The organism is Tepidimonas sediminis (genome assembly GCF_007556605.1).
Taxonomy (GTDB): domain Bacteria; phylum Pseudomonadota; class Gammaproteobacteria; order Burkholderiales; family Burkholderiaceae_C; genus Tepidimonas; species Tepidimonas sediminis.
The window spans coordinates 117,876-130,881 of record NZ_VJND01000008.1 but is presented as its reverse complement, the minus strand read 5'-3'; the positions used below and the strand labels follow the sequence as shown (position 1 = coordinate 130,881).

The 13,006-nt window shown below is 74.3% G+C and carries 15 protein-coding genes and 1 pseudogene; 7 read left to right on the top strand and 9 right to left on the bottom strand.

Annotation, left to right across the window (positions count from 1 at the left end):
• On the bottom strand, nt 1-985 hold a 985-nt coding region (locus tag Tsedi_RS07895; protein WP_143895357.1), incomplete at its 3' end, for a rod shape-determining protein.
• Nucleotides 986-1,141: 156 nt separating this feature from the next.
• On the opposite strand from Tsedi_RS07895, the gene gatC reads away from it, so the two are divergent.
• From gatC to gatB, 3 genes are read left to right on the top strand one after another with little or no spacing between them, the layout of a single operon-like run.
• The gene (gene gatC, locus Tsedi_RS07890; RefSeq protein WP_143895355.1) at nt 1,142-1,441 is read left to right on the top strand and encodes an Asp-tRNA(Asn)/Glu-tRNA(Gln) amidotransferase subunit GatC; all 300 of its coding nucleotides are present in this window, start codon (nt 1,142-1,144) and stop codon (nt 1,439-1,441) included.
• Nucleotides 1,438-2,955, top strand: a complete 1,518-nt coding sequence (gene gatA / locus Tsedi_RS07885) for an Asp-tRNA(Asn)/Glu-tRNA(Gln) amidotransferase subunit GatA (RefSeq protein ID WP_143895353.1) — start codon at nt 1,438-1,440, stop codon at nt 2,953-2,955. The genes gatC and gatA overlap by 4 nt, the downstream gene beginning before the upstream one ends.
• Before the next feature lie 33 nt (nt 2,956-2,988).
• Nucleotides 2,989-4,479, top strand: a complete 1,491-nt coding sequence (gatB, locus tag Tsedi_RS07880) for an Asp-tRNA(Asn)/Glu-tRNA(Gln) amidotransferase subunit GatB (protein WP_143895351.1) — start codon at nt 2,989-2,991, stop codon at nt 4,477-4,479.
• A gap of 27 nt (nt 4,480-4,506) precedes the next feature.
• Here the strand turns inward: gatB and Tsedi_RS07875 are convergent, their stop codons facing one another.
• The 8 genes and pseudogenes from Tsedi_RS07875 to Tsedi_RS07845 all read right to left on the bottom strand — a co-directional run bounded on the left by Tsedi_RS07875 (nt 4,507) and on the right by Tsedi_RS07845 (nt 9,181).
• Nucleotides 4,507-5,187 carry a coiled-coil domain-containing protein gene (locus Tsedi_RS07875; RefSeq protein WP_143895349.1) on the bottom strand — a complete coding sequence of 227 codons (681 nt, stop codon included), beginning with the start codon at nt 5,185-5,187 and terminating at the stop codon, nt 4,507-4,509.
• 40 nt (nt 5,188-5,227) lie between these two features.
• A complete protein-coding gene (gene pyrE / locus Tsedi_RS07870) occupies nt 5,228-5,923 on the bottom strand; it encodes an orotate phosphoribosyltransferase (RefSeq protein ID WP_143895347.1) in 696 nt (231 codons plus the stop codon).
• Between the two features lie 128 nt (nt 5,924-6,051).
• The gene (gene crcB / locus Tsedi_RS07865; RefSeq protein WP_143895345.1) at nt 6,052-6,435 is read right to left on the bottom strand and encodes a fluoride efflux transporter CrcB; all 384 of its coding nucleotides are present in this window, start codon (nt 6,433-6,435) and stop codon (nt 6,052-6,054) included.
• 61 nt (nt 6,436-6,496) lie between these two features.
• Nucleotides 6,497-6,691, bottom strand: a complete 195-nt coding sequence (locus tag Tsedi_RS12280; protein ID WP_281280124.1) for a HepT-like ribonuclease domain-containing protein — start codon at nt 6,689-6,691, stop codon at nt 6,497-6,499.
• Nucleotides 6,690-6,872: pseudogene (locus Tsedi_RS12500) on the bottom strand (nucleotidyltransferase domain-containing protein); the annotation flags it as partial. The gene Tsedi_RS12280 and the pseudogene Tsedi_RS12500, both read right to left, overlap by 2 nt.
• A gap of 2 nt (nt 6,873-6,874) precedes the next feature.
• Nucleotides 6,875-7,777, bottom strand: coding sequence for a 5'-nucleotidase (locus Tsedi_RS07855; protein ID WP_143895341.1), 903 nt, complete (start codon nt 7,775-7,777; stop codon nt 6,875-6,877).
• 31 nt (nt 7,778-7,808) lie between these two features.
• Nucleotides 7,809-8,582 carry an SAM-dependent methyltransferase gene (locus Tsedi_RS07850; RefSeq protein WP_143895339.1) on the bottom strand — a complete coding sequence of 258 codons (774 nt, stop codon included), beginning with the start codon at nt 8,580-8,582 and terminating at the stop codon, nt 7,809-7,811.
• The gene (locus Tsedi_RS07845; RefSeq protein ID WP_143895337.1) at nt 8,579-9,181 is read right to left on the bottom strand and encodes a Maf family protein; all 603 of its coding nucleotides are present in this window, start codon (nt 9,179-9,181) and stop codon (nt 8,579-8,581) included. Before Tsedi_RS07845 ends, Tsedi_RS07850 begins: the two co-directional genes overlap by 4 nt.
• Nucleotides 9,182-9,281: 100 nt before the next feature.
• On the opposite strand from Tsedi_RS07845, the gene Tsedi_RS07840 reads away from it, so the two are divergent.
• The 4 genes from Tsedi_RS07840 to Tsedi_RS07825 are packed head-to-tail and all read left to right on the top strand — an operon-like array spanning nt 9,282 to nt 12,968.
• Nucleotides 9,282-9,683, top strand: a complete 402-nt coding sequence (locus Tsedi_RS07840; RefSeq protein ID WP_143895335.1) for a Rieske (2Fe-2S) protein — start codon at nt 9,282-9,284, stop codon at nt 9,681-9,683.
• Between the two features lie 53 nt (nt 9,684-9,736).
• Entirely contained in the window at nt 9,737-10,741 is a 1,005-nt protein-coding gene (locus Tsedi_RS07835; RefSeq protein WP_143895333.1) for a S49 family peptidase, read from the top strand.
• Nucleotides 10,732-11,973 (top strand): FAD-dependent monooxygenase, encoded by a 1,242-nt coding sequence (locus Tsedi_RS07830; RefSeq protein ID WP_246099223.1) that lies wholly within the window; start codon nt 10,732-10,734, stop codon nt 11,971-11,973. Before Tsedi_RS07835 ends, Tsedi_RS07830 begins: the two co-directional genes overlap by 10 nt.
• Nucleotides 11,970-12,968: a Bug family tripartite tricarboxylate transporter substrate binding protein gene (locus tag Tsedi_RS07825; protein WP_185970609.1), complete on the top strand. Its 999-nt coding sequence runs from the start codon at nt 11,970-11,972 to the stop codon at nt 12,966-12,968. Before Tsedi_RS07830 ends, Tsedi_RS07825 begins: the two co-directional genes overlap by 4 nt.
• Nucleotides 12,969-13,006 lie beyond the last annotated feature (38 nt).

Here is a 13,006-nt window from a genome sequence, read left to right as displayed (position 1 = left end):
CGCGCACCACGCAGGTCAGCGGCTGCTCGGCCACGAACACCGGCAGGCCGGTCTCCTCGGTGAGCAGGCGGTCGAGGTCGCGCAGCAGCGCACCGCCGCCGGTCAGCATCATGCCGCGGTCGGCGATGTCGGCGCCCAGCTCCGGCGGGGTGTTTTCCAGCGCGATCTTGACCGCGCTGACGATCTGGTTGATCGGCTCGGTCAGCGCCTCCAGCACCTCGTTGGAGCTGATCGTGAAGCTGCGCGGCACCCCTTCGGAGAGGTTGCGGCCCTTGACCTCCATCTCCTTGACCTCGGAGCCGGGGAAGGCGCTGCCGATGGTCTTCTTGATGTGCTCGGCAGTGGGCTCGCCGATCAGCATGCCGTAGTTGCGGCGGATGTAGTTGATGATGGCCTCGTCGAACTTGTCACCGCCGACGCGCACGCTGCCCTTGTAGACCATGCCGCCCAGGCTGATGACGCCGACCTCGGTGGTGCCGCCGCCGATGTCCACCACCATCGAGCCGGCCGCATCCGCCACCGGCAGGCCGGCGCCGATCGCCGCGGCCATCGGCTCCTCGATCAGGTAGACCTCCGAGGCGCCGGCGCCCAGCGCCGACTCGCGGATGGCGCGCCGCTCCACTTGCGTGGAGCCGCACGGCACGCAGATGATGATGCGCGGGCTGGGGCGCAGCATCGAGCGCGGATGCACCATCCGGATGAACTGCTTGAGCATCTGCTCGGTGACGGTGAAGTCGGCGATGACGCCATCCTTCATCGGGCGGATGGCCTCGATGTTGCCGGGCACCTTGCCCAGCATCGCCTTGGCCGCCTTGCCCACCGCCTGGATGGTCTTCTTGCCGTTGGGGCCGCCTTCGTGGCGGATGGCCACCACCGAGGGCTCGTCCAGCACGATGCCCTTGCCGCGCACGTAGATGAGGGTGTTGGCCGTGCCGAGGTCGATGGCAAGGTCGGTCGAGAAGTGCCGACGCAGGGATTCGAACATGATCGATGACGTCCGGTGCGGCCCGCCGGCCGGTCCTGGCGAAGCGCCGCCGCGGTGGCGCCGGCCGGTGCGGCAGGCCGGTTCGTGAAACCCGGGATAATACCGCAAGGCAATCCGGCCCGGCTTGGGCCTGTTCGTCGAAAGAGCGGTACCTCCATGACCCTGACCCTGCAGGATGTGGAGCGCCTGGCGCGGCTGGCGCGGCTGGCGCTCGATCCCCCCGCGGCCGAGCGCATGCTCGGCCAGCTCAACGCCGTCTTCGCCCTGGTGGAGCGCATGCAGGCGGTGGACACCACCGGCGTGGCGCCGCTGGCGCATCCGGCCGAGCTGTTCACCGACGTGGCGCTGCGGCTGCGCGATGACGAGGTGCGCGAGCCCGAGCAGCGCGACGCGATGCTGGCCAATGCGCCGGCCAGCGAGGCCGGCCTGTTCCTCGTGCCGAAGGTGATCGAATGAGCCGCGACGACCTGCACCGCATGGGGGTGGCCGAACTGGCCGAGGGCCTGCGCGCACGCCGCTTCAGCAGCGTGGAGCTGACGCAGGCGCTGCTGCAGCGCATCCGCGCGCACGCGGACCTGGGTGCCTTCGTCGCCGTCGACGAGGAGCTCAGCCTCGAGCAGGCGCGCGCGGCCGACGAGCGGCTGGCGCGCGGCGACGGGGCGCCGCTGCTGGGCGTGCCGATCGCGCACAAGGACGTGCTGGTCACGCGCGGCTGGCCCACCACCGCCGGCAGCCGCATGCTGGCCGGCTACCGCAGCCCGTTCGACGCCACGGTGGTGGCGCGGCTGGGGCAGGGTGGCGATGGTCACCCCGGCGCCGGCGCCGTGACGCTGGGCAAGCTCAACTGCGACGAGTTCGCGATGGGCTCGGGCAACGAACACTCGGCCTGGGGGCCGGCGCGCAACCCGTGGGACCGGGCGCGCGTGCCCGGGGGGTCCTCCGGTGGCTCGGCCGCGGCGGTGGCGGCGTGCCTGACGCCGGCGGCCACCGGCACCGACACCGGCGGCTCGATCCGTCAGCCCGCCGCGCTGTGCGGCGTCACCGGCATCAAGCCCACCTACGGCCGCTGTTCGCGCCATGGCCTGATCGCCTACGCCTCCAGCCTGGACCAGGCCGGGCCGCTGGCGCGCTCGGCGCTGGACTGCGCGCTGCTGCTGTCGGCCATGGCCGGCCCGGATCCAGACCGCGACGCCACCAGCCTGGACCTGCCGCCGCAGGACTATGCGCGCGGGCTGGACGAGCCGCTGCCGGGGGCGAGTGCCGCGCGCCCGCTGCAGGGGCTGCGCATCGGCCTGCCGCGTGAATTCTTCGGCCCCGGCTGCGCGCCGGACGTGCAGGCCGCGCTGCGCGCGGCGCTGGCGGAGCTGGAGCGGCTGGGCGCGCGGCTGGTGGAGGTCAGCCTGCCGCGCACCGAGCTGGCCATCCCGGCCTACTATGTCATCGCGCCGGCCGAGGCGAGCTCCAACCTCAGCCGCTACGACGGCGTGCGCTACGGCCATCGCGCGGCGCAGTACGACGATCTGCTCGACATGTACCGCCGCTCGCGCAGCGAGGGCTTCGGGCCGGAGGTGCAGCGCCGCATCCTGGTGGGCACCTACGTGCTGTCGCACGGCTACTACGACGCCTACTACCTGCAGGCGCAAAAGATCCGGCGCCTGATCGCGCAGGACTTCGTGGCCGCCTTCGGCGCCTGCGACGTGATCGCCGGGCCGGTGGCGCCCAGCGTCGCCTGGCCGATCGGCGCCAAGGGCGACGACCCGGTGGCGGAGTACCTGGCCGACGTCTACACGCTGCCGGCCTCGCTGGCCGGGCTGCCGGGCATGAGCGTGCCGGCGGGCTTCGGCGAAGGCGGCCTGCCGGTGGGGCTGCAGCTGATCGGGCCGTACCTGGCCGAGGCGCGCCTGCTGCACGTGGCGCACCAGCTGCAGCGCGTCACCGACTGGCACACGCGCGTGCCGCCGGGGGCCTGACGGATGGAGGCGGCAATGAAAGACGGAGTTGCGATGGATGCTGCCCTGATCGACGGCTACGAGGTCGTCATCGGCTTCGAGACGCACGTGCAGCTGCGCACGCGCAGCAAGATCTTCAGCCGCGCCGCCACGGCGTTCGGCGCCGAGCCCAACACGCAGGCCTGCGCGCTGGACGTGGCGTTGCCGGGCACGCTGCCGGTGATGAACCGCGCCGCGGTGGCGTGCGCGATCCGCTTCGGGCTGGCGGTGGGCGCGCGGATCGCGCCGCGCAGCGTGTTCGCGCGCAAGAACTACTTCTACCCCGACCTGCCCAAGGGCTACCAGATCAGCCAGTACGAGATCCCGGTGGTGCAGGGCGGCGAGATCGGCTTCTGGGTCGAGACCGGCAAGGGCGCGCAGGCGCGGCGCGTCTGGCGCACGGTGCGGCTGGTGCGCGCGCACCTGGAGGAGGACGCCGGCAAGAGCCTGCACGAGGACTTCCACGGCATGAGCGGCATCGACCTCAACCGCGCCGGCACGCCGCTGCTGGAGATCGTCACCGAGCCCGACATCCGCTCCAGCGCCGAGGCGGTGGCCTACGCGCGCGAGCTGCACAAGCTGGTGACGTGGATCGGCATCTGCGACGGCAACATGCAGGAGGGGTCGTTCCGCTGCGACGCCAACGTCAGCGTGCGCAAGCCGGGGCAGCCGCTGGGCACGCGGCGCGAGATCAAGAACCTGAACTCGTTCCGCTTCCTGCAGCAGGCCATCGACTACGAGGTGCGCTGGCAGATCGAGCAGCTTCAGGACGGCCGCGCCATCGAGCAGGCCACCGTGCTGTTCGACCCCGACAGCGGCGAGACCCGCCCGATGCGCAGCAAGGAGGATGCGGCCGACTACCGTTACTTCCCCGACCCGGATCTGCCGCCGCTGGTGATCGCGCCGGGCTGGGTGGAGGAGGAGCGCGCCGCGCTGCCGGAGCTGCCGCGCGCGATGGCGCAGCGTTTCGTGGCCGACTACGGGCTGCCGGAGTACGACGCGGCGACGCTGACGCAGTCGCGCGCGATGGCGGCCTACTTCGAGGAGGTGGTGCGCGCCGGCGCCGCGCCCAAGGCGGCCAGCAACTGGGTGATGGTGGAGCTGGCGCGCCGGCTCAACGCGGCCGAGATCGGCATCGAGGCCTGCCCGCTGCCGCCGCAGGCGCTGGCGGCGGTGATCGCGCGCGTGGCCGACGGCACGATCAGTCAGGCCGCCGCCAGGCAGGTGCTGGATGCCCTGTGGGCCGAGCCGGTGGCGGCCGACGCGGCCGCTTCGGCGGTGGATGCGCTGATCGAGGCGCGCGGGCTCAAGCAGCTCAACGACACCGCCGCGCTGGAGGCGCTGGTGCGCCAGGTGGTGGAGGCCAACCCGAAGAACGTCGCCGAGGTGCGCGCCGGCAAGGACAAGGCGCTCAACGCGCTGGTCGGCCAGGTGATGAAGGCCACCCAAGGCAAGGCCAACCCGCAGCAGGTGGCCGAGCTGATGCGCCGCGCCATCGGCGGCTGACGGCGGGGGCGGCCGGCGGCGCGCGGCTCAGCGCGGTGCCGGCTCGCGGCCGCGCTCGGGGGCGGCTGCCCACAGCCGGCGCAGGGTGGCCAGTTCGGCGTCGAAGCGCGCGTCGATGCGCGTGCGCTCGCGCTCCAGGTCGGCCAGATACTGCATCTGCTGCTGGCGCTGCTCGGCGTTGTCGGCCAGGCGGCGCTTGAGCGCGGCGGGGGCGCGTGCCGGATCCTTGCGGTAGAACTCCATTTCCTCCTGCAGCCGGCGCGCCTCCTCGTCCAGGTGCTGCAGCCGCTGCTGGCCGGCTTCGACGCTGGCCTGCAGCTGCGCCAGCGCCGCCTCGCGCGCGCGCTGGTGCGCGGCTTCGTTGGGGTAGCGCATCAGCAGCAGCTGCTCGCGGCGCTGTTCGTCGGCGGCGCGCGCGGCGGCCTCGGCCTGGGCGCGCTGCGCCGCTTCCAGACGGGCGCGCTCCTGCGGCGTCGGCGGCGGCTCGATCACGCGGCGCACCGTGCCGCCAGGCCCGAGCTCGCGCTGCACGCGGTCGCGGCATTCGGGGATCGGCCGGTCGGACGACAGCAGCCGGCCTTGGGCGTCGATGCAGGTGTAGATCGGCGTGCGCACGGCGGCGGGCTGCGCCCACAGCGGTGCCGCGGCGGCGCCGAGCAGCGCAGCCAGCAGCAGGCGCGGCGCGGCGGAGGTGGGGGTCGGTCGCATGGCGGGGTTGCTCGGGTCCCCGAAGCGCGGCCAGCCTCCCTCAGCTCACACCGTAGCGGGCGCGGTAAGCCAGCACGCGCTGCCGATGGGCCGCCATCTCGGGATCCTGTTGTCGCTCCAGATAGTGCAGCAAATCGTCCAGCCGCGCAATGGCGCACACGGTCAGGCCCAGCTCGCGCTGCACGTACTGCACCGCGCTGTGGGGCACGTCGCGCACGCTGCCGTCGGGGGCCACCTCGGTGGCCATCTCCTGCCGATCCAGCGCGATGGCCAGCGCGTGCGGTGTGGCGCCGGCGCCACGGATCAGCGCGATCGACTCGCGCGCGGCGGTGCCGGCGCTCATGACGTCGTCGACGATCAGTACCCGGCCGCGCAGCGGCGCGCCCACCAGCGTGCCGCCCTCGCCGTGGTCCTTGGCCTCCTTGCGGTTGAAGGCGAACGGCTTGTTGTGCCCGCGCCGCGCCAGCTCCACCGCCAGCGCCGCCGCCAGCGGAATGCCTTTGTAGGCCGGCCCGAAGATCATGTCGAAGTCGAGGCCGCAGCCGAGGATGCGCTCGGCGTAGCACTCGGCCAGCCGGCCCAGCTTGGCGCCGTCGTCGAACAGGCCGGCGTTGAAGAAGTAGGGGCTCAGGCGCCCGGCCTTGGTCTTGAACTCGCCGAAGCGCAGCACGCCGGCCTGCAGCGCGAACTGCACGAAGCGCTGGGCCAGCGGGTCGGGGGCGGAAGGTGTGCTCATCGCGGAACGGGTTGCGGCAGACGGAGAAGGGGGCGCCGGCTGCGACGACGGCAGGGCGCGGCAGCCGGTTGGCGAGTCCGGGGCGCGCGCCGATTGTAGGCTGCCGGGGCCGGCGGCGGCCCGCCGCCTCAGCCCCCGCGCAGCCAGCCGTAGGTGGCCAGGCCCAGCGCCGTCAGCAGCAGCGAGCCCCCCACGTGCAGGCCGATGCCGGCCAGCGCCCACAGCAGCCGACCCTGCTGCAGCAGCGTCGTCATCTCGATCGAGAAGCTGGAAAAGGTGGTGAGCCCACCCAGCAGCCCGGTGATGGCGAACAGTCGCCACGCGGGGGCGATGTCGGGATGGTGCAGGAAGAAGGCCGCCACCAGCCCGATGGCGTAGCCGCCGATCCAGTTGGCCGCCAGCGTGCCCAGCGGCAGGTGCGGCAGCACGGCGTTGAGCACGAGCCCCAGCCACCAGCGCAGCAGCGCGCCGAGGCTGGCGCCGGCGGCGATGGCAGCCACCGAGGTCAGCATCGGCCCCCCCTGCGGCAGGGTGTGTCTTGCGGGGCGGCAGCGCGGTCGGCCTGCTTCGCGGTCACTGCGGGCACTCCCGGCCGGCGGCGGGGCCATCGGCCACGCGTCGCATCAGGAAGGCGACGACAAAGCCATCCGCGCCGTCGCGTACGAGTTCGTGGATGCGTTCGAGGTCCAGGTTCATGTAGTCGTGCACGATCCGGTTGCGCAGATCCACCAGCGCGTTCCAGCCACGGCAGGCCGGGCGCCCAGGCAAGCGCGATGTCCCAGTCGCTGTCCGCCCGGGCGCGGCCGTCGGCGCGGCTGCCGACCAGCACCGCAAAGTCCAGCTGCGGCGTGTGCCTCAGCGTCGCGGCCAGCCGCCGCACCGGGTCGGCCGGCTCGGCAAGCGGCGCGGCGGCGTCGGCCGCCACGGGGGGCACGGCGTCGGCCTGCATCATCACCGTTCACCCCCCGCCACCCCGGCGGCGACGTGGCCTGCCGGCACGTGCTCGGCGGCGCTGGTCACGTGGCGCGTCTGGTCGTCGAAGAAGAAGTCCGGCTCGAACTCGCGCAGGAACGGGCCCTTGTCGAGCCCGCCGAGGAACATCGCCTCATCGACCTCGATGCGCCAGTCCATCAGCGTGCGGATGGCGCGCTCGTGCGCCGGGGCGCTGCGTGCGGTCACCAGCGCGGTGCGGATGCGCATCGCGGGCGTGCCGGCCTGCTGCAGCCGGTGCAGCGCCTGCAGCAGCGGCTTGAACGGCCCGCCCGGCAGCGGCACGGTGGCGTGGCGCTGCTCGTGCGCCTGGAAGGCGTCGAGTCCCTGTTCCTGGTAGACGCGCTCGGCCTCGTCGGAAAACAGCACCGCATCGCCGTCGAAGGCGATGCGCACCTCGTGCGGGTGGGCTTCGCTGGCACGCGGCGCGTGCGGGTAGACCTGCGCCGCCGGAAAACCCGCCGCCAGCGCGGCACGCACGTCGTCCAGGTTGGCCGACAGGAACAGGTGCGCCCCGAGCGGCCGCAGGTAGCGCCACGGTGGCGCCCCGCGCGTGAAGACGCCGCGCTGGATCGGCAGCCGATCCGCCGCCGCGGAGCGAAAGACCCGCAGACCGGAGACCGGGTCGTTGCGCGACAGGATCACCACTTCCACGCGCGTGGTGCCGTCGGCGTTGAACGCGAGCAGCTTGCGCACCAGCGAAAACGCCACGCCCGGCCGCGCCGGCTGCTCCAGGCGCTCGAGCTGCAGCGCCATGTAGGCGCGGTCGTCGCCCTGCTCGAAGACGCGGTTCTCCTCCTCGAAGTCGAACAGCGCGCGCGAGGAGATCGCGACCACCAGGCCTTGCTCGGGCAGCGTGCTCATGCGCGCATTCTGGCATGCGGCGGCGGCGCCCTCAAAGCGCCAGCGCGAACACGCACGGCAGCTCGAGCGGCAGCGCGGGTGCGCCGCGGCGCCAGTCGGCCACGCGCGCGCCGTGCACCGCCTGCGCCGGCAGCGTCAGCCCGCAGGCCAGCGCCAGCCACGTGTCCGGCTGCAGCGCCTGCAGCGCCGTCTGCAGCAGCGCGGCGTTGCGGTACGGCGTCTCGATGAACAGCTGCGCCTGGCGCTGCCGGCGCGCCTGCGCCTCCAGCGCGCGCAGCGCCTGCGCGCGCGCGCCGGCCTGCACCGGCAGGTAGCCGTGGAACGCGAACGACTGCCCCGGGCAGCCGCTGGCGGCCAGCGCCAGCATCAGCGACACCGGCCCCACCAGCGGCTCCACGCGCAGGCCGAGCGTGTGCGCGGCGCGCACCACCGCGCCGCCCGGGTCGGCGATCGCCGGCATGCCGGCTTCGCTGAGCAGCCCGATGTCGTGCCCCGCCAGCGCCGGGGTCAACAGCGCGCGCGCCTGCTGCGCCGCCTGGGCGCCGGCGTCGCCGTGCTTGTGCCAGGCGCGTGGCAGCTCGACGAGGGTCTGCTGCGGCAGCGGCATGGCCAGCGGATGCACCGCGCCGACGCGCTTCAGAAACGCGCGCGCACTGCGGGCGTTTTCGGCGATCCAGTGCGTCAGCGTGGCGGCGCGCTCGATCGTGGCGGCCGGCAGCACGTCGCGCAGATCCCGCTGCACCGCGCAGCCGTGGTCCAGCGGGGTGGGCACCAGCACCAGCGCCCCGGGCGGCGGCGCGCTCACGGCAGCTCCAGCCCGGCGGCGCGCAGCAGTCGCGCGGTGCGGATCAGCGGCAGGCCCACCAGCGCCGTCGGGTCGTCGCTGACGATGGCCTCCAGCAGCGCGATGCCCAGTCCCTCGCTCTTGGCGCTGCCGGCGCAGTCGTAGGGCTGCTCGGCGCGCAGGTAGCGCTCGATCTCGGCATCGGTCAGCGCGCGGAAACGCACCTCCACCGTGGCCAGCTCCTGCGCCGCAAAGCCGCTGGCCGCGCACACCACCGCCAGCGCGGTGTGAAAGCGCACCGTGCGTCCGCTCATCGTGCGCAGCTGCGCCACCGCACGCGCGTGCGTGCCCGGCTTGCCCAGCGCCACGCCGTCCAGGTCGGCCACCTGGTCGCTGCCGATCACGATCGCCTGCGGCCGCTGGCGTGCCACGGCCTCGGCCTTGGCCAGCGCCAGCCGCTGCGCCAGCGCCACCGGGGCCTCACCCGGCTGGGGCGTTTCGTCGACGTGCGGCGCCACGGTCTCGAACGGGATGCGCAGCCGCGCCAGCAGCTCGCGCCGGTACGGCGAGGTCGAGCCCAGCACCAGCGGGCGCCTGGCGGGGAGATTGCAGGGATGCATGCGCGTATTGTCGCCGCGCGCTATGCTTGGCGCGCGCCCGGCGAAAGGAGCAGGCAGCGTGCCGCGACCTGGCCGGGTTCACCCTTGTTCGACCGCCGCGATGGACACCGCCGCCGTCCGCCCCGAGGCCGACGATGGGGCAGCCTGGCATCCGCTGTGCCGCAGCGCCGACCTGCGCGACGGCGGCGAGGGCGTGCCGTTCGACGTGCGCTGGCGCGGCCACGTCTGCCGGGCGTTCGCGATCCGTTTCCGCGGGCGCGTGCATGCCTATCTGAACCGCTGCAGCCACGTCGCGCTGGAGCTGGACTGGCAACCCAACCGCTTCTTCGACGTCACCGGCCAGCTGCTGGTGTGCGCGGCGCACGGCGCGCTGTTCGATCCGGCCAGCGGCCGCTGCGTCGGCGGGCCGGGGCGCGGGCCGTTGGTGGCCATCGCGGTGCGTGAAGCCGACGGCTGGATTCATTGGCGGTCACAATACGACCTGCAGCCCGTGGTGTTCTGACGGCCGCGCCGCGCGTGCCGGTGGCGGCACGGGCTCCCCCGACGGTCGCGACCATGTCCTTCCACGAACAACCGAACGCTTCCCACGCCTCTGATCCCTCTGCCTCCGCGCCCGCGGCGTCGGCCCCCGCGGGCTGGGAGCGCGCGCTGATCGAAAAGCTGGTGCTGGCCGCCTTGGCCGAGCAGCGCGCCGCACGGCGCTGGCGCAACGTCTGGCGGGCCGTGGCGCTGCTGCTCGCCCTGGCGGCCGGCTGGCTGGCCTGGGGCGAGGCGCTGCTGCCCACCAAGTCCAAGAGCACGCCGCACACCGCCCTGGTGGAGATCCGCGGCCCGATCGGCGCCAAGCAGGAGGCCAGCGCCAGTGCCATCGTGGCGGCGTTGCGCGCCGCCTTCGAGGATCCAGGCGCGCAGGCGGTGGTCCTGCTGATCGACTCGCCCGGCGGCAGCCCGGTGCAGGCCGGCATCGTCAACGATGAGATCTGGCGCCTGAAGGACAAGCACGGCAAGCCGGTCTACGCCGTCGTGGAGGAGACCTGCGCCTCCGCGGCCTACTACATCGCCGCGGCCGCCGACCGCATCTACGTCGACAAGGCCAGCCTCGTGGGCAGCATCGGCGTGCTGCTGGACGGCTTCGGCTTCACCGGGCTGATGGAGAAGGTCGGCGTGGAGCGGCGGCTGCTGACCGCCGGCGAGAACAAGGGCTTTCTCGACCCCTTCAGCCCGCAGACGCCGGCGCACCGCGCGCATGCGCAGCGCATGCTGGACGACATCCACCGTCAGTTCGTCGAGGTGGTGCGCAAGGGGCGCGGCGAGCGCCTCAAGGAGACACCGGAGACCTTCACCGGGCTGGTGTGGACCGGCCAGCGGGCGGTCGAAATGGGCCTGGCCGACGGCTTCGGCAGCCTCGACTCGGTGGCGCGCGACGTCGTCGGCGCGGAGGACATCGTCGACTACACCCAGCGCGAGAGCGTGGCCGAACGGCTGGCGCGGCGCTTCGGTGCCGGCGCGGCCGACAGCATGATGCACCTGGCGCGCGGCGCCTGGCCGGCATGGCGCTGACCATGGGGCGGGCGGGGGCAGCGGGCCTGCTGGTGGTGGGCGGCGGCATGGCCGGGCTGGGCGCGGCGCTGGCGTTGCAGCGCGCGCGCCCCGACGTGGCCGTGACGCTGCTGGAGCAGGCGCCGGCCTTCTCGGAGGTGGGCGCCGGCATTCAGCTCGGCCCCAACGCCGTGCGCGTGCTGCAGGACTGGGGCCTGGGCGAGGCGCTGCAGCGCGTGGCGGCCTTCCCGCAGCGCCTGCTGGTGCGCCGCGCCCCTGACGGCGCCACGGTGGGCGAACTGGCGCTGGGCGCGGCGGCGCAGCGCCGCTACGGGGCGCCGTACGCCACCATTCACCGTGCCGACCTGCACGGGCTGTTGCTGGGCGCGCTGCAGGACGGCGCGGGCGTGGCGCTCTACACCGGCCAGCAGGTGCAGCGGCTGCAGGAGCGCGACGGCGAGGTGCTGGCGGTCGGCGGCGACGAGCAGGTCTGGCGCGCCGGAGCGGCGTTGGTGGCCGACGGCGTCTGGAGCGCGCTGCGCCGCCAGCTGCTGGGCGACGGGGCGCCCGTGTTCAGCGGCCACGTCGCCTACCGCGGCTTGCTGCCGATGGCCGCGGCGCCGGCCGCCGTGGCGCGTGACGCCGTGGTGGCGTGGCTGGGGCCGCGGCTGCACGGTGTGCATTACCCCGTGCGCGCCGGGACGTGGCTCAACGTCGTAGTGGTGGTGGAGGAGCCGCTGCCCCAGGACGAGGCGCCCGGCTGGGACCATGTGGCGCAGCGCGTGCGGCTGCTGCAGGCGGTCGGCCGCGTCGACGGGGCGTTGCGCGACCTGCTGGAGGCAGTGCCCGCCTGGCGGCGCTGGCCGCTGTTCGGCCGCGCCCCGATGCGCGGGCCGCACGAGCACGCGCGCGGCCGCATCGGCCTGCTGGGCGACGCCGCGCACCCGATGCGGCCGTACCTGGCGCAAGGGGCGGCGATGGCGCTGGAGGATGCCTGGACGCTTGCGCGGCTGCTGCCGCCGGCGCCGCAGCCGATCGACTGGCCGGCGCTGTTGCGCCGCTGGGCCGCGCTGCGCTGGCGGCGCAACGCGCGCGTGCAGGCGCGCGCGCAGCGCAACGGGGTGATCTTCCACGCCGCCGGCGCGCTGCGCTGGGGGCGTGACGTGGCGCTGGCTTGGCTGGGGGCGCGGCTGCTCGATCAGCCGTGGCTCTATGCCGGTCCACCCGATCCGCTGGCGGGGGATACCGCGTGAGCGCGGCGAGCTTCCTTGCCGACCGGCGGCGCTGGGTTGGGCGGCTGGCCGTCGCCGCGCTGGCCACCCCGGCGCTCGTGCGCGCCGCCGTCCCGCGGGCCTGGCCGCAGCGGCCGTTGCGCCTGGTGGTGGGCTTTCCGGGCGGCTCCTCGGCCGATGACATCGCGCGCACGCTGGCCGAGCCGTTGACGGCGGCACTGGGGCAGCCGGTGCTGGTGGACAACCGTCCCGGCCAGGGCGGGTTGCTGGCGGCACGCCTGGTGGCGCAGGCCGACGACGACCACGTCGCGGGGCTGCTGCTCAACCTGCACCTGACGGTGGCGCCGTGGCTGTACGCCGAGGCCGGCTACGACCCGGCGCAGGCGCTGCAGCCGGTCGGCGTGGCCGCCGGCACGCCGCTGCTGCTGTGCGCCAGCCCGGAGCTGCCCGAGCGCGGCGCGGCCCTGCTGCGCGGCGTGGCGCAGGCCGGCGCGGCGTGGCACTACGGCAGCCCGGGGGTGGGCACTCCGTTTCACCTGGCCATGGAGCTGCTGAAGGCGCATGCCGGCTGGACCACCGGCCACGTCGCCTACCCTGGCAACCCGCAGGTCGTCAACGCCCTGCTGGCCGGCGAGGTGCAGCTGGCGCTGCTGCCGCCGACGCTGGTGCTGCCGCTGTGGCGGCAGGGCAAGCTGCCGGTGCTGGGCGGCACCGCCGCTGGCGTGGAAGCGCTGCTGCCGGGGGTGGCCGAGCTGGGGCGGCTCGGCCTGGCGGGCTTCGCCTACGAGCACTGGTACGCGCTGGCGGTGCCGCGCGCCTGGTCGGCGGAGGCGGCGGCGCGCCTCGGCCGCGCGCTGCGGCTGGCGCTGCGCCAGCCGGCGCTGCAGGCGGCGCTGCGGCGCCAGGGCTGGCTGCCGGGGCGGGGCGACGCCGCGGCGCTGCGGCGGCGCATCGAGGCGCAGGTGCGCCAGCTGCGCCCCTTGCTCGAGCGCCATCCCTCATGGAGAATGCCCTGACATGAGCGAAGCCAACGCCGCCGCCCCTGGGCTGAAGC

What these genes read in the sequence shown, in the direction of transcription:
- gatC (WP_143895355.1), top strand. Translation starts at nt 1,142, where the DNA reads ATGACCCTGACCCTGCAGGATGTGGAGCGCCTGGCGCGGCTGGCGCGG.
- gatA (WP_143895353.1), top strand. Translation starts at nt 1,438, where the DNA reads ATGAGCCGCGACGACCTGCACCGCATGGGGGTGGCCGAACTGGCCGAG.
- gatB (WP_143895351.1), top strand. Translation starts at nt 2,989, where the DNA reads ATGGATGCTGCCCTGATCGACGGCTACGAGGTCGTCATCGGCTTCGAG.
- Tsedi_RS07875 (WP_143895349.1), bottom strand. Translation starts at nt 5,187, where the DNA reads ATGCGACCGACCCCCACCTCCGCCGCGCCGCGCCTGCTGCTGGCTGCG.
- pyrE (WP_143895347.1), bottom strand. Translation starts at nt 5,923, where the DNA reads ATGAGCACACCTTCCGCCCCCGACCCGCTGGCCCAGCGCTTCGTGCAG.
- crcB (WP_143895345.1), bottom strand. Translation starts at nt 6,435, where the DNA reads ATGCTGACCTCGGTGGCTGCCATCGCCGCCGGCGCCAGCCTCGGCGCG.
- Tsedi_RS07855 (WP_143895341.1), bottom strand. Translation starts at nt 7,777, where the DNA reads ATGAGCACGCTGCCCGAGCAAGGCCTGGTGGTCGCGATCTCCTCGCGC.
- Tsedi_RS07845 (WP_143895337.1), bottom strand. Translation starts at nt 9,181, where the DNA reads ATGCATCCCTGCAATCTCCCCGCCAGGCGCCCGCTGGTGCTGGGCTCG.
- Tsedi_RS07840 (WP_143895335.1), top strand. Translation starts at nt 9,282, where the DNA reads ATGGACACCGCCGCCGTCCGCCCCGAGGCCGACGATGGGGCAGCCTGG.
- Tsedi_RS07835 (WP_143895333.1), top strand. Translation starts at nt 9,737, where the DNA reads ATGTCCTTCCACGAACAACCGAACGCTTCCCACGCCTCTGATCCCTCT.
- Tsedi_RS07830 (WP_246099223.1), top strand. Translation starts at nt 10,732, where the DNA reads ATGGCGCTGACCATGGGGCGGGCGGGGGCAGCGGGCCTGCTGGTGGTG.